Consider the following 14334-nt stretch of genomic DNA (forward strand, 5'->3'; position numbering starts at 1 on the left):
CACCGAATGAGCAACAAGTCGTGGAAATTGACGCAGGGCGACAACGTCGTGGGGAGACTGCTCCTGCTCGAGGTTGATCAGCCGTGGTTCATTTGCCAATTCTCCCCTGCCGAGCACTGGGAGGCGGTCTGCGAAGTCTTCGGACAACAGTCCTGCGCCATGAGGTCAGGCAACACGGAAATGATCGCCGCGTCGATGGGAAGGGTCCGCTCCATGGGACTACAGCTGGTGCCGGAAGTCCCCACTGGAGAAGAAATCGAGCCGATAATGATTCACATCGAGGGCGAAACGGCGAAATTTCGAGCCTAGCCGTATGACCGTGGAGGAATTCTGCAGCAAGGCTAGCGCTTCGCGCTCGTCCGGACGTACGGCTGCCCGCCGAAGTGCTGAACGTCGCGACACTCAAGTTGATTGCCGACGTGCCCCGGTTTCGCGTTGTCGCCAAGATACGCGGGCCGGGCACGCCGGAATCAGAGCTCGGCGTCGGCCACGTACAGGGTGCCCTCAGCCCCGAGCCACACAGTCGATAGGGTTTTCGACCACGGGTACGGGCATTGCGATCGCCAGCGAAAGGCCCCCCCAACGCGCCCCCACCGGGCGCGGCTCCCCCTGGGTCGCGCCGAGCGACATCGAGCGCCGTCTTCACGAAGCGAAGACGCGCGGCGACTTCGATGCACTGGCCCGCACCGATCTGTTCCTGGCCATCTCGTCGGCGTCGCCAGTCGCAGATCACCTCGCGGAAGCGGAGATGAGCGCAGGTTGCGTTCTGCACAAAGGGTTCGACTGAAATCCTGGCACCAACGGGCATCGATGAGAATTGAAGTCGTGAGGGTTCTTGACGCCAAGGCCGGGGAGGTGGAGTTCCGCTCCGCCGCCGGGAGTGCGTGCGGGGTCTGGCGGGGCGGTTCCCCGCCTCAATCAGGCGTCTTTGACGTGGAGTTCGACATACCGGACACCATTGACTCCTGGCAGCCGTCGAGGGCGCTCGTTGGAGGGATCCGGTCGGCCGGGGCATCCGACCGGCTCAGGGTCTCTGTTTCCGGGACGGCAGAGCGAGTGGAGGCCGGCTCCGTCGTGTCGCTCAGGGTGTGTTCGGACATCGTGCTGGTCGAGCTCGGCGATGCCACCGGCAAACCGGACGCCGGCGCTGCCATCACCTTTACGGCACGGCGTGTGGAGCTCTGGCCCTATCAACTGTGAGCCCACAGGGTGGGGTTAACCCCATCACGCGCTCGGGCGTTGGCCACATGGGCGGTTCGCCAAGGGGCCGACAGGCTGGGGTTATGACTTCGCGTGGCCGTAAAGGCCTTCTTCTTGCCCTGTCCGCCGCCGCCTGCGCCGCCGGGCTCACCGTGCCCGTGCAGGCCGCCGCCGCGTCCGGCAGAGACGTCGGCGCGCTCAAGTGGCGGCCCTGTGCCGGGGAGGGGAGTCCGGCCGGGGCCGAGTGCGCCACTCTTCCCGTGCCCCTTGACTACCGCAAACCCTCCGGTCCTACCGTCGACATCGCCGTCTCCCGGCTCCGTACCGACCGGCCGCAGGCGCGGCGCGGTTCGCTTCTGCTGATACCGGGCGGGCCCGGCGGCTCGGGGGTGCAAGACCTTGCTCAGCAGGGGGAGAAGGTGCGGAAGGCCACCAAGGGGGCCTACGACATCGTGGCGCTGGACCCGCGGGGCACGGGCGGCAGTACCTCCGCCGACTGCGAGGTGTCCGAGGAGGACCGGCAGATGGTCGCCTTCCGCGCCTGGCCCGCTCCCGACGGCGACATCTCCGAGGGCGCCGCCCGCGCCCGCCGCATCGCCGACGCCTGTGCCCGCAACGGCGGCCCCGTGCTGCGCAGCATGTCCACCCGTAACGAGGCCCGCGACATCGACAGCTTCCGCAAGGCGCTCGGCGAGAAGAAGCTGTCCGCCGTCGGCGTGTCCTACGGGACCTACGTCGGCGCCGTCTACGCGCAGATGTTCCCCGAGCGCACCGACCGCTGGGTGCTCGACAGCAGCGCGGACCCCGACCCCACCCGCGTCGCGCACGGCTGGCTGAACAACATGTCGGGTGGCGCCGACGACGCCTTCCCCGACTTCGCCCGGTGGGCCGCCGACCCGGCCCGCGGCGAGGACCGGGTCGCCGAGCGCGCCGCGGACGTCCGCCCGGAGTTCCTGGCCCTCGCGGCCGAGCTCGACCGGAAGCCCCGCACGTTCAAGGACACCGGCCACCCGCTGACCGGCAACACACTGCGGCAGGTGCTGCAGATGAGCCTGTACGGGAAGGAGCGCTACCCGGCCGTCGTCAGGCTGATCCAAGCCGTCCGCAGCAGCGCCGACGGGCCGGTCACCGCGCCCGACCCCTTCCCCGAGCCGCTCTCGCAGCGCGACGCGGCCGTGTTCGCGGGCGTCGTCTGCAACGACGTGGCCTGGCCGCGCGACGTCGCCTCGTACCAGCGGGACGTCACCGCGGACCGCACCCGCCACCCGCTCACCGGTGGCATGCCGGCGACCATCACCCCGTGCGCGTTCTGGAAGGACTCGCCCGCGGAGAAGGCCACCCGCATCACGGACCGGGGCCCGTCCAACATCCTCATGGTGCAGAACCTGCGCGACCCGTCGACTCCCTACAGCGGCGCCCTGAAGATGCGACAGGCCCTCGGCGACCGCGCCCGCCTCGTCTCCGTGGACGCTGCCGGCCACGGCGTGTGGCTCGACACGGGCAACGCGTGCAGCGACCGCGCCGTCAGCGAGTTCCTCGTCACCGGCAAGCGGCCGGCCGGGGATGTCCTCTGCAAGTGACCCCGGACGGTCCGCCCACCCCTCCCGTCCGGACCGTTCAGAACAGCTGCTGCTGGCCGTCCATCGGCGGCTCCTCCGGGTCGAACAACCGCGGTTCCGTGGTCAGCAGCGGCGCCGAGCGGCGCGACCCCGGGCAGGAGATCAGCTCGTACGAGAAGGCCGGGCGGCGGCCCGGCGGGTCGTGGCGGGCGTAGCGGCCGCCGACGACGGCGATCTCGCGGGTGCATACGGGGCAGGCGCGGCGGGGAGCGGACATACCCTCCAGTGTCTCTCACGGAGAGCACGAGGAGAGCACTCGGAGAGCACACGGAGCACCGCCTCAGAAGGCGTCCGCCGGAACGTGCGTCCCCCACACCTCCCGCAGCGCGTTGCACACCTCCCCCACCGTCGCCCGCGCCCGCAGCGCGTCCTTCAGCGGGTAGAGCACGTTGTCCGTCCCGGCGGCGGCCTTCCGGAGCGACGCCAGGGCCGTCTCCACCGCGCGGCCGTCCCGCTCCTCCCGCAGCCGTGCGAGCCGCTCCCGCTGCCGGGCCTCGATGGCCGGGTCGACGGACAGCGGCTCGTACGGCTCCTCCTCGTCGAGCCGGAAGCGGTTGACGCCGACGACGACGCGCTCGCCGCTGTCGGTCTCCTGCGCGATGCGGTACGCGTTGCGTTCGATCTCGGCCTTCTGGAAGCCCTGTTCGATGGCGGCGACCGCCCCGCCGCGGTCCTCGACCCGGCGCATGAGGTCCACGGCGGCCTCCTCGACCGCGTCGGTCAGGGACTCGACCGCGTACGAGCCGGCGAACGGGTCCACCGTCGCCGTCACGTCCGTCTCGTACGCGAGGACCTGCTGGGTGCGCAGCGCCAGCCGGGCCGCCTTGTCCGTCGGCAGGGCGATGGCCTCGTCGAAGGAGTTGGTGTGCAGGGACTGGGTGCCGCCGAGGACCGCGGCGAGGCCCTGGACGGCGACCCGCACCAGGTTCACCTCGGGCTGCTGCGCGGTGAGCTGGACGCCCGCCGTCTGCGTGTGGAACCGCAGCATCCGGGACTTGGGGTCGCGGGCGCCGAACTCCGCCTTCATCACCCGCGCCCAGATCCTCCGCGCCGCCCGGAACTTGGCGACCTCCTCCAGCAGCGTCGTGCGCGAGACGAAGAAGAAGGACAGGCGCGGGGCGAAGCGGTCGACGTCCATCCCGGCGGCCACGGCGGTGCGGACGTACTCGATGCCGTTGGCGAGGGTGAAGGCGATCTCCTGCGCGGGCGAGGCGCCCGCCTCGGCCATGTGGTAGCCGGAGATCGAGATCATGTTCCACTTGGGGAGCTCGGCGCCGCAGTACGCGAAGGTGTCGGCGACCAGCCGCAGCGAGGGCTTCGGCGGGAAGATGTACGTGCCGCGGGCGATGTACTCCTTGAGGACGTCGTTCTGGACGGTGCCGGTGAGCCGGTCCGCCGGGACGCCCTGCTCCTCGCCGACCAGCTGGTACATCAGCAGGAGGAGCGCGGCGGGGGCGTTGATGGTCATCGACGTGGAGACCTCGCCGAGCGGGATGCCGCCGAAGAGCACCCGCATGTCCTCGACGGAGTCGACGGCGACGCCCACCTTGCCGACCTCACCGCTCGCGACGGCCGCGTCCGAGTCGTGGCCCATCTGCGTGGGCAGGTCGAAGGCGACGGACAGGCCCGTGGTGCCGTGGTCGATGAGCTGCCGGTAGCGGGCGTTGGACTCGGCGGCGGTGCCGAACCCCGCGTACTGCCGCATCGTCCAGGGCCGGCCGGTGTACATCGTCGGATACACGCCCCGCGTGAAGGGATACGCGCCCGGCGCGCCGAGCCGCTCGGCGGGATCCCAGCCGGCGAGGGCCTCGGGGCCGTAGACGGGCTGGATGGGCAGGCCTGACTCGCTCGACCGGCTCATGGGATGCCTCCTGCCTCCCGCGCTCCGCTCTCCGTTGTGCGGAGGTTACTCATCCGGACTGTAGCGGCGGGGAGGGGAGAAGAGAGGGGGGCGCGGGCAGAGCCGGGGGAAGAGCCCCGCCCGCGCCGATGCGCAGGAGCCGACGGTATGGGGGGAACTCCGGCTCGTGCGCAGCCGATGACCAGTCGGCTTCACTACCTACAGCGCCGTGGGGTCGGAAAACGTCACACCCGGGGCCGGAGCACCGAAATCCGTACCGCTCCGGACGGGCGGTACAAGGCGGAATGCACTGCTCGGAGTGGTGTCGCTGTCGTCGCCGCCCTGGCCGGAGCCCGTCCGTCCGCCCGAGAGGCCACCGGACAGGCCTCCGGAGAGACCGCCGGACCGGGCGCCCGGTCCGGTGGTCGTGCCCGCGCGCCCGGCGTCGTCCGCCTTGACCAGGCGGTCGCAGAAGGCCCGCAGGCCGGTGGTGCTGCCGAGGCCGGCGGCGCGCTCCAGCGTGCGGATGTCGTCCTCGTCGACGGCGCCGCCGCGCTGCTGCTGGGCGTCCAGGTAGTCGCGGCACATGCGGACGGCCCAGGCCGTGCCGGCCTTGGAGCCGTCGCCGCGGTCGTTGCCGTCCTTGCCGTCGCCCTTGCCCTTGCCGGGGCGCGGCGCGCCGGACGGGGAGCCCCCGGGCTCGTTCCTGTCGGCGGGCGCGGCGCTCCGGCCCCCGCCGGGCGCGGAGCTGCCGGACCCGTCCGGGCTGCCGTGGGCGCGCGGGCTGCCGTCCCGGCCGCGGGACGGCGACGCGCCGGGGGTGCGGCTGCCGTCCGGGGAGACGTCCGCGGCGCGGTCGTCGCCGAAGGCGGACACGCTGGGTGCGGCCGCGGGCTCCCCGCCGGCGCGCCCGAAGGGCGCGGGCAGCACGCCCGCCCCGGCGGCCACCGCCACGCCGCCGATGGCGCAGCCCGCGAGGGCCATGGCCACGGCGGCCTTGACGGGCTGCCAGCGGGAGAAGATGCGGCGCCGGACGGCGGCGGGGGCGCCGAGCCGTACGGAGGGTTCCGGGACGGGGTGGAGTGCCGGGGCGGGCGCGGGGGCGGGCTCGGGCGCGGTCAGGCCGGCGGTGTCAGTGGTGCCGGCGGTGCCGGCAGCAGCCGCACCGGCGGCGGTCGTGGCGCTGCGCGCAGTCGTCGTCGCTGCTGAGGCCGTGGCAGCCGTGGCGGCCCTCGCCTCGCGGAACGCGGCCAGTGCCGCTTTCTCACCGGGCAGCGGCACGCCGTCCGCGGCCGGCGGCGGGGTGAGCGCCCGGAGTACGGCGACGAGCCGCTCGGCTTCGGGCGGCACGGGGGGGCCGTCCGGCGCGGGGACATCATCCGACGCGGGGACGCCGCCCTGCGCGGCGCCGGACGGGGCCGTCTCGCGGCCGCCGTCCGAGGCTTCTCCGGAAACGGGAGCGACGAGGTCTTGTCCGGAAGCGGGCACGTCGGCTGCCCCGCCCGCCGGGACACCGCCCGCGGCCCGCCCGGCGCCGCGCGCGGCCACGCCGTCACGCCCGGCCGAGCCATCGCGTGCAGCTCTTGCGGCACCTACGGCCTCGTTCACGAAGGTGTCGGCCAGATTGCCGGTCGCGTTGTCCGTCAGGTTGTCGTCGGCAGCTCCGCTGCCCTTCGCCGGGCCGGCGGCAGACGGGCCGCTCAGCAAGCGCTCCACGGCGTCGTCGTCCAGCCAGTCTTCCAGCCAGTCGTACCGGTGGTCGTCCGCCATCACATGTCCTTCTGCGTCCGCGCACGCATTTGCGTCACACCGGCAGAAGCGTTCGCTCCGGGCTGGTCCCCGGGACGTGCCCGCCGCTGCTGGGGGACGGTGTCCGTGACCGGCTTCCCCGCCGGCCGGGCGGCGCTGCCCGGCCCCGGCACCGTTCCGTTCGCCCCCACAGTCTCGGTCGTCACATCGACCCCGTTGGTTCCCGACGTCACCATCTCGGCCAGTCGCCGCAGGCCGCGGTGCGCGGCGGTGCGCACCGCGCCCGGGCGCTTGCCGAGCACCCCGGCCGCGCTCTTGGCGTCCAGGCCGACGACCACGCGCAGCACGACGGCCTCGGCCTGGTCCTGCGGGAGTTGCGCTATCAGGGCGAGGGTGTTGCCGGTGCCGACGGCTTCCAGGGCCTCGCCCGCGGTGTCGGCGTCGGCGGCGCGGCCGGCGAGCTCGCTCTCGTCGCCGCCGATGGCCGGGCGCCGGCCGCGCATGCGTATGTGGTCCAGGGCGCGGTTGCGCGCGATCCGCGCGGCCCAGCCCCGGAAGCGGTCCGCGTCGCCGCTGAACCGCCCGAGGTCGCGGGCTATCTGCAGCCACGCCTCGGAGGCCACGTCCTCGGCGTCGGCCTCGCCGACGAGCGTCCGCACGTAACCGAGCAGGCGGGGCTGCACGGAGCGGTAGACCGTACGGAATGCCGTCTCGTCCCCACCCTGGGCCGCGCACACCGCGGCCGTCAGCTCGGCGTCGTCCCCCTGCACGCCCTCATCCTGCACCACTCGGAGATTCCGTGGCTCAGTAGCCCGCCGGCCCGCTGCCGTAAGGATTCTGCGGCGGGTTGGGCCAGCCGGCCGCCGGGCCGCCGGGCTGCTGCCCGGGGACATACCCCGGAGCGCCGTACGGCACACCGGCGGGCGCCGGTCCGCCCGGCATGCCGGGGGCGCCGCCCGGGCCGGCCATCGCGCGCTGCTCCTGCAGGCGGCCGAGCTGGCGGACGACGAGCAGGGCCAGGACGCCGGCGGCGACCATCAGCAGCGTGCCGAAGGCGGAGATGTTGGAGGCGTTCTTCAGCGCCTCGACGTCATCGCGCCAGGAGGAGCCGTCGTAGCCCTTGGTGGCGATCCGCGCGGCCGCGGAGGCGCTGATCACGGACGAGGCCGCGGTGCAGACGCCGGAGGCGATCCACAGCGTCCACCAGGAGTTGAGCAGGCCCTTGGGGGCGCGGGCGCCCGGGAGGGCGCTGCTCTTGTAGATGTCGTTGACGATCTGCTTGGGGAACCAGAAGTTGACGACGGGGGTGAACCAGGCGCCCGCCGCCCAGCCGATGCCGAAGCGCTGGCTGCCGGGGGCGAAGAACTCGGCGTTGATGCGGGCCCGGCGGAACCAGACGGCCCACAGCGTGGCCGAGGCGGCCATGCTCAGGAAGGACAGCACCGACGCGACCGTGGCCGCGGCGTCCCTGTCCTGGATGTCCTGCTCCGTGGTGGAGGTCACGCCGTTGTCGAGCATGTCCTGGAGGGCCACGCGCGTCTGGGTCTCGGTCCAGAAGACGAACAGCAGCACCGCCGTGCTCACCCCGAGCGCGACCATCAGCGCGATCCGCAGGCCGCGGCGCAGGTCGACGCCGCCGACGGGCATCGGGGCGCCCGGCATCGGGGGGTACGGGTAGGCGGGCGCCGGCGCGGGCGCCATGGCGGCGGCCTGCTGCTGGTACGCGCCGCAGGCGGCGCAGCGGCCGTCCGGGCCGACGGCGGCGGCGCGGCAATTACCGCACGGATACATAGGTGAGAACCCCCTGGGAGTGGCCGATTTCCCGATCGTCCGGTTTGCCCCGGCCACTGGACCAACAAGCGAGCGACACGCACCGGCATCGGCGCGGACCCGCACGTTACGGGCAGTGACCCGGCTTCGTCCAGAAAGGGTCACCGGGGCCGGGGAGCGGAGGCCGTTCGCGCCCCGCCCCGGGGCCCGATCTGACAGTGTGACGAATTGACGGCTTACGGCGCTGTAGGAGGTGTGGGCCCCACCAGGGTCCGCACCGGACGGCGGTCGGGGCCTCTCCTGTGGGGGGTGGCGGCCCCGGCCGCCGGCCGTCCGGCGGCCGTGACCCACGCGCCGGGGCACCGGCGGCAGCAGCCGTCACCGCCGCCGGCAGCCGGCTACGCGTCCTCCTGCGCCACGTCCTTCACCGTGATCGTCAGGTCGTTGGTGACCGTGAAGTACGGCCGGAGCCGCACCTCGCCGCGGACGGCGCCCGGGAAGGTGTCGATTCCCTTGCGGTCGGCGAAGTCGCCGGACAGCCGGCCCACGCGCACGAGCGCCGCGCCCGCCTTCGGCCGCACCCACAGGTCCCACAGGTCCTGCTCCTCCTCCGGCTTCTGGCGCCGCTGCATCGGCTCGTAGGGCAGGAGCCCCGAGCCGTCCGCCAGCGGTGCGCGGACGTCGCCCACCGAGCCGTCGCCGTGGCGCAGCCGCGCGATCAGCTCGCCGCCCTCGCCCGGCTCGGCGCCGTAGAGCCGCACGGCGACCCGGATGCCGTCCTCGCCGACGCCCACCTCGGTGGCCTCGGCGTGCTCGGGGCGCAGCCAGGTGCGGACGGCGAGGAAGCCGTCGCTCGTCTCGTACGGGACGACGGCGGCGACCCCGGCCGCGGTCCGGGCGAGGTCCAGGCCGAGGAGGGCCTTCTGCTCGACCAGCGCGGCGGTCAGGCGGCGGCGCGACTTGTCGCCCGAGCGCTCCGCATAGGTGTCCCAGCGCCCCTCGGGGAGGGCGTGCGCCGTGCGGTCCAGGCGGGCCTCGACCCACGTGCCGGGCTCGCGCCGGGCGGGGAGCGGGACGCGTACGGACTCCTTGCCCTTGGTACCGCGGTGCCGCAGCAGCAGGTGCGTGTCGGCGGCGGTGAGCTCGTCGGCGCGCAGGCGGACGACGAGGGAGCCGTCCGCGGCGACGGCGCAGCGCGCCTCGGGGTGGGCGGCGGAGCCGGGGGCGGGGGCGGCCACGGCCGCCTGCTTCTTGCGCCCGCCGCCGAAGAGGCCGCCGAACAGCCCCTTCTTCTTCTCGGCGGTCGTCGTGGAGCCCGGGCGCAGCTCCTCGAAGAGCTCCTCGTAGCGGGCGGCGATGCGGGAGGGCTCGTAGCGGCCGGCGGTCTCGCGGGCGGCGACGCCGAGGCGGGCGCGCAGTCCGGCATCGCCGGTGATCTTCAGCAGGGCGTCCGCGTAGGCGTCCACGGCGTCGGAGGTGTCCCCCGGGCCGCCCAGCGGGACGAGCACGCCGTCCGTGCCGTCGGTGAGGATCTCGCGCGGGCCGTACGGGCAGTCGGTCGCGACGACGGGCAGGCCCGCGTGCATGGCCTCGACGATCGTCATGCCGAAGGACTCGGCGTCGGAGGCGACGGCGGCGACGGCGCCCTTGGACCACTCGGTCTCGATGGGCGAGCGGGCGCCCATGAGCGTGATCCGCTCGTACAGACCGAGCTCCTCGATCTGCTTGCGGAGCTTGGCCTTGGCGGGGCCGCGGCCGTAGATGCGCAGGTGCCAGTCGGGGCGCTCGGCGGCGACCTTGGCGAAGGCCGCGATGAGCCGGTCGTAGCGCTTGACGGCGACGAGGCGGCCCGCGGAGACGATCAGCTTGGAGGTGCCGTCGGAAGGCTCCGCGACGGGGGCGGGAACGGCGTTGGGGACGGCGAGGATGCGCGCGCGGGCGCCGGGGAGGGCGTCCCGGTAGTGCCCGGCGTCGGCCTCGGAGACGGTGGTGAAGGCGTCCAGGGCCGAGATCGCCGGGTCCATCACCGCGTGCAGCTCGGGGACGTGGGCCTCGTGCGTGAGGTGCTCCTGGCCGAGGCGGAGGTAGCGGTCGGAGCCGTACTTCGCGAGGTAGCCGATGAGCTTGGGGCGGGTGGCGATGACGACGTCGGCGTCGGTGGCGGCGAGGTGGCCGCGGACGCGCTCGTCGGTGAGGGCCGTCGCGGCCATCCGGCCGTTGTCGATGCGCTCGTCCCGGAAGATCTCGCTGGGCTGCTGGTTGAGCGGCGCCTCGTACTCGTCGCTGTCGCTGCCCTCGCGCAGGTCGACGAGGGGCGTGAGGCGGACGCGCGGGTCGATGGCCAGCTCCGGGTCGTCCGCGGGCCGGTTGACGCTGATGATCCGGACCTCGTGCCGGTCCGCGAGGGCGGCGGCGAGGTTGACGGTGGAGCGGATGGTGCCGCCGATGCCGTACGCGTTGTGCAGCAGGAATTCGATCTTCATCGGGCCCTCGTTCGGATGCGCGTGTTTCCTCCCGGAGGTTAGGCCCTCCGGGGCCGGCCCCGCATGCGCCGGTCGCCTGCGGCGGGCTTCCCGGGACGATACGTGCGGTTTCCGCTCCGCGGGGGTTCGGTTCGGTGGTGCCGTCGGGTTCGGGGCCGCGGCGGCCCGCCGCCCTCGCCCGGCCGAGCGGGGGGCGCCACCGGCATCCCGTGCCGTACGGGCCGGGGCGGGGCTCGGCACCGCCGGGTGCCGGCGCGGGGGCTGATCGCCGCTGCGGCGGGGGCAGGAGTTGGGGGCCCGGCGCCCTCATGCCTGCCGCCATCGGCGCCCGTGCCCCGCGAGCCCCGGGTGAGCTTGGCACCGCCGGGTGCCGCCGCGGGGGCTGATCGCCGCTGCGGCGGGGGTGGGAGCCGGGGGCCGGCCGGCGCCCTCGCCCGGCCGAGCGGGGGGCGCCACCGGCATCCCGTGCCGTACGGGCCGGGGCGGGCTCGGCACCGCCGGGTGCCGGCGCAGGGGCTGATCGCCGTTGCGGCGGGGGTGGGAGCCGGGGGCCGGCCGGCGCCCTCATGGCTGCCGCCGCCGGCGCCCGTGCCCCGAGCCCCCGGCGGGCTCGGCACCGCCGACCGCCGCCGCGGGGGCTGATCGCCGCTGCGGCGGGGAGGGAGCTGGGGGTGCCCCCGCAACCCCGTATCCGCCGCCGCGGCGCGCTACCCCCGCGGCAAGGGTCCGGCGGAATCAGGCGCCACCGGCACCCCGTGCCGTACGGGGTCGGGCGGGCTTGGCACCGCCGGGTGCCGGCGCGGGGGCTGATCGCCGCTGCGGCGGGGGCAGGAGTTGGGGGCCCGGCGCCCTCATGCCTGCCGCCATCGGCGCCCGTGCCCCGCGAGCCCCCGGCAAGGCTCGGCACCGCCGGGTGCCACCGCCGTGGCTGATCGCCGCTGCGGCGGAGGTGGAGCCGGGGTGCCCGGCATCCTCCGGGGCGGCCACGCCCCCGTGTCCGGGGCCGCGGGCCGCCCGAGCGCGTCCCCAGTCGCTAGCGGACCTTCGCGTCCAGTGTCGCGAAGTCTCGCCACGGGATTGTCGGGCGGCGGGCGTCCCAGAGGCGTTGGGAGGTTGCCGCCAGGGGGAGGTGGATGCCTGTGGCTACCTGCTGGGGGGTTTGCGCGTCGGGGTGGTCGCACCAGACGGCCAGGCGGCCGCCGGGCACGCGGTCCGGGCCGGACTGCGCGGGGACCGGCGCCGTGCCGCGGAGCACGGCCGGGGACCACTGCTCGTAGATGCGCTGTCCGGTCGGATAGCGGAACTGGTTGGGCTCGCCGAGGACGTAGTAGAGGTACTCGTCGTTGAGGTTGACGAGCGGCCGTCCCTCGTTCAGGTAGTCCTGCGGGGCGCGGGCGCCGATCTCCTTGCCCGTCCAGTATTCGGCCTCGATGTCCTTGTTCGCGGTGACGACGCCACCGGGGAAGAAGCCGTCGTTCCAGGCCTTGGCCTTCTTGCCGAGGGTGCGCACGAAGGCGGCGCGGTCGTTGAGCCAGCCGGTGGCCAGGTCCTGGACGCGGGCGCGCGGCCCGTACTTCTCCTTGGCGCGGGCGGCCAGCCGCGGGTAGGAGGCCTCGGGGTTCTTGGCCATGAGGGCGCGGTACTCGTCGGCGCCGAGGTGGAACCACGGGCCGGGGAAGAGCGGGGCGTACTCGCGCAGCAGGTCGTCGACGATGCGGCCGGCGTCGGGGTTGGCGATGTCGACCGCGCCGCGGGCGGCCTTCCCGGCGGCGTCGCGCAGCTGCAGCGTGGGGTGGGCGGCGATGACGGCGCCGAGGTGGCCGGGCGAGTCGAGCTCGGGGATGACGGTGACGTGCAGGGACTCGGCGAGGGCCACGATGCGGCGGACCTCGGCCTTGGTCAGGTGCTGCTTGGAGACGATCTCGGGATGGGAGTCGCTCTCGATGCGGAAGCCCTGGTCGTCGGAGAAGTGCAGGGCGAGCTGGTTGAGCTTGAGGGCGGACAGCTCCCGCACCCGGTCCTCGATCCACGCGGCGGTGAAGTGCTTGCGGGCGATGTCGAGGTGGAGGCCGCGCTGGGCGCGGTCGGGACCGTCGCGCACGACGCCTTCGGGGAGGCCGCCCCCGGAGCGCACGGCCTGCAGGAGCGTGCGCGTGCCGTAGAACACGCCGGCCTCGCCGGCCGAGGCGACCAGCACCTTGCCGCCGCGGGCGGTCAGCTCGTACCCCTCGGCCGCGAGGGGCCCCTGGCCCGTGCCCGGGCGCAGGGCGAGTTCGACGTCGCCGGAGCGGGCGGGGCCCGCCGCCACGTACTGCAGGCGGAGTTCGGCGGCGAGCCGGCGGCCCTCGTCGGCGAGCGGGCCGGAGGCGATCACGCGGGCGCCGTCGACGGGCCGCCAGCCGGGGCCGGGCGCGGCCTCGGCGGAGCGGACGGCGGGGATGGCGCGGGGGATGCCGGCGGGGACGGGGGCCTGCGCGGAGGACTGCCGGACGGGCGACCGGGACGCCGAGGGCGAGGCGGAGGAGGCCCTGGGCGAGCGGGAGTCGTCGTGGCTCGGCGGCCGGGCGGCACCCCCCTCGCGGGGGCAGCCCATGAGGGTCATGGTGACGAGGAGGACGGCGGCGCAGACGGTCCCGCGGACCGCCGATGCCCTGGTCGTCCTGAGGCGCAGTCCCATGGAGCAAGCCTCCTCTTAAGGGATCTTTCGGTCCGCTTGGAGCAAAAGTAGTCCTTTTGTCCATAAAGAGCCCGCTCATGTCCACCGCGCGCCGGAAACCGCCCCCGTTCGTATGAAATTCCTGCATCCGTCGGCCGGTGGCCGAGAAGCATCGCTACGGTGGCGGCCCGGTTTGACTCCACCACCCGACGGAGATCGGGGGTCCGCGCTGTACGACCTCGACCGCCCCGACCGCCCCGACCGCCACGGCCTCGACCGGCTCAACTCCGCCACCCCGGGGGCCGCCGAGGCCGCGCTCCTCGCCTGCTGCGGGAGCCGCCGCTGGGCCCGCCGACTCGCCGCCCTGCGCCCTTATCCGGACCTGCGCACCCTGCTGAGCACGGCGGAGCACGCCGTCCGCGGCCTGGCCCCCGCCGACCTCGCCGAGGCGCTGGCCGACGAGACCGTGCCCCAGCACCTGTTCCCCGCCCCCGGCCGCCCGGGCCCGCCGCCCTCCCCCGCCACCGAGGCCGCCCGCAGCGCCATACGGCGGGCCCACGCCGCCTACGAGGGCAGATTCGGCCATGTTTTCGTCCTATGTCTGGACGGCTGCCGGCCGGACGAGGCCTTGGCCCGCACCCTGGCCGCCCTCCGCACCCGGCTGGCCGCCTGCCCCGCGGACGAGGCCGCCGTCACCGCCGCCGAGCTCGCCCGGCTCGCCCGCGGCCGGCTGGCCCGGCTCGCGCCGGACACCCCGCCCGTCCGGCCGCGCGGCGCCCCGCAATGCGGGGCCACCGGGGGGACATAACACCCATTCAGCGGAACATCGCAGGTCAGATGAGGTGCGTACAGTTTTTCAGAAGCACCCCTTACGGCCCTTGACGGCTCCGCACATGCCTGTTTGATCACACCTGCGGACCCCGGGACGCCGAACCGACAAGGCGTCGCTACGATGGCCAGGGCCGGTGGACCGTACCCGGCCGGGCCCGACCGACAGAGAAGCCGGCAGGCCCTGAT

The 14334-nt window shown here is 74.3% G+C and carries 11 protein-coding genes; 4 read left to right on the forward strand and 7 right to left on the reverse strand.

Translation table 11 applies throughout. The annotated features are described in order from the left end of the window. The first annotated feature begins 6 nt into the window (after positions 1 to 6). The 3 genes from ACFZCD_RS17495 to ACFZCD_RS17505 all read left to right on the forward strand — a co-directional run bounded on the left by ACFZCD_RS17495 (position 7) and on the right by ACFZCD_RS17505 (position 2780). Positions 7 to 309: a hypothetical protein gene (locus tag ACFZCD_RS17495; RefSeq protein ID WP_391831648.1), complete on the forward strand. Its 303-nt coding sequence runs from the start codon at positions 7 to 9 to the stop codon at positions 307 to 309. Positions 310 to 825: 516 nt separating this feature from the next. Next, positions 826 to 1200, forward strand: coding sequence for a hypothetical protein (locus ACFZCD_RS17500; RefSeq protein ID WP_391831650.1), 375 nt, complete (start codon positions 826 to 828; stop codon positions 1198 to 1200). A gap of 83 nt (positions 1201 to 1283) precedes the next feature. After that, the gene (locus ACFZCD_RS17505; protein WP_391831652.1) at positions 1284 to 2780 is read left to right on the forward strand and encodes an alpha/beta hydrolase; all 1497 of its coding nucleotides are present in this window, start codon (positions 1284 to 1286) and stop codon (positions 2778 to 2780) included. Positions 2781 to 2817: 37 nt separating this feature from the next. Here ACFZCD_RS17505 and ACFZCD_RS17510 read toward each other — a convergent pair whose 3' ends face one another. The 7 genes from ACFZCD_RS17510 to ACFZCD_RS17540 all read right to left on the reverse strand — a co-directional run bounded on the left by ACFZCD_RS17510 (position 2818) and on the right by ACFZCD_RS17540 (position 13338). Next, entirely contained in the window at positions 2818 to 3036 is a 219-nt protein-coding gene (locus ACFZCD_RS17510) for a hypothetical protein (protein WP_391831654.1), read from the reverse strand. A gap of 63 nt (positions 3037 to 3099) precedes the next feature. Beyond that, positions 3100 to 4680 carry a methylmalonyl-CoA mutase gene (locus tag ACFZCD_RS17515; RefSeq protein WP_391831656.1) on the reverse strand — a complete coding sequence of 527 codons (1581 nt, stop codon included), beginning with the start codon at positions 4678 to 4680 and terminating at the stop codon, positions 3100 to 3102. A gap of 198 nt (positions 4681 to 4878) precedes the next feature. Beyond that, a complete protein-coding gene (locus tag ACFZCD_RS17520; RefSeq protein ID WP_391831658.1) occupies positions 4879 to 6429 on the reverse strand; it encodes a hypothetical protein in 1551 nt (516 codons plus the stop codon). Continuing rightward, positions 6429 to 7178: an RNA polymerase sigma factor gene (locus tag ACFZCD_RS17525; RefSeq protein ID WP_391832246.1), complete on the reverse strand. Its 750-nt coding sequence runs from the start codon at positions 7176 to 7178 to the stop codon at positions 6429 to 6431. The genes ACFZCD_RS17520 and ACFZCD_RS17525 overlap by 1 nt, the downstream gene beginning before the upstream one ends. 34 nt (positions 7179 to 7212) lie before the next feature. Further along, complete coding sequence (locus ACFZCD_RS17530) at positions 7213 to 8199, reverse strand: DUF4328 domain-containing protein (RefSeq protein ID WP_391831660.1); 987 nt, start codon at positions 8197 to 8199, stop codon at positions 7213 to 7215. Between the two features lie 377 nt (positions 8200 to 8576). Next, positions 8577 to 10661 carry a glycosyltransferase family 4 protein gene (locus tag ACFZCD_RS17535; protein WP_391831662.1) on the reverse strand — a complete coding sequence of 695 codons (2085 nt, stop codon included), beginning with the start codon at positions 10659 to 10661 and terminating at the stop codon, positions 8577 to 8579. A gap of 1033 nt (positions 10662 to 11694) precedes the next feature. Then, on the reverse strand, positions 11695 to 13338 hold the full coding sequence (locus ACFZCD_RS17540) for a glycoside hydrolase family 20 protein (RefSeq protein WP_391831664.1): 1644 nt from the start codon (positions 13336 to 13338) through the stop codon (positions 11695 to 11697). 172 nt (positions 13339 to 13510) lie between these two features. Here ACFZCD_RS17540 and ACFZCD_RS17545 point away from each other — a divergent pair, with 172 nt between their 5' ends. Continuing rightward, positions 13511 to 14125, forward strand: coding sequence for a 2-oxo-4-hydroxy-4-carboxy-5-ureidoimidazoline decarboxylase (locus ACFZCD_RS17545; RefSeq protein ID WP_391831666.1), 615 nt, complete (start codon positions 13511 to 13513; stop codon positions 14123 to 14125). Positions 14126 to 14334 lie beyond the last annotated feature (209 nt).

Origin of the sequence: Streptomyces sp. NPDC008001 (genome assembly GCF_042958085.1) — a bacterium.
Classification (GTDB): domain Bacteria; phylum Actinomycetota; class Actinomycetes; order Streptomycetales; family Streptomycetaceae; genus Streptomyces.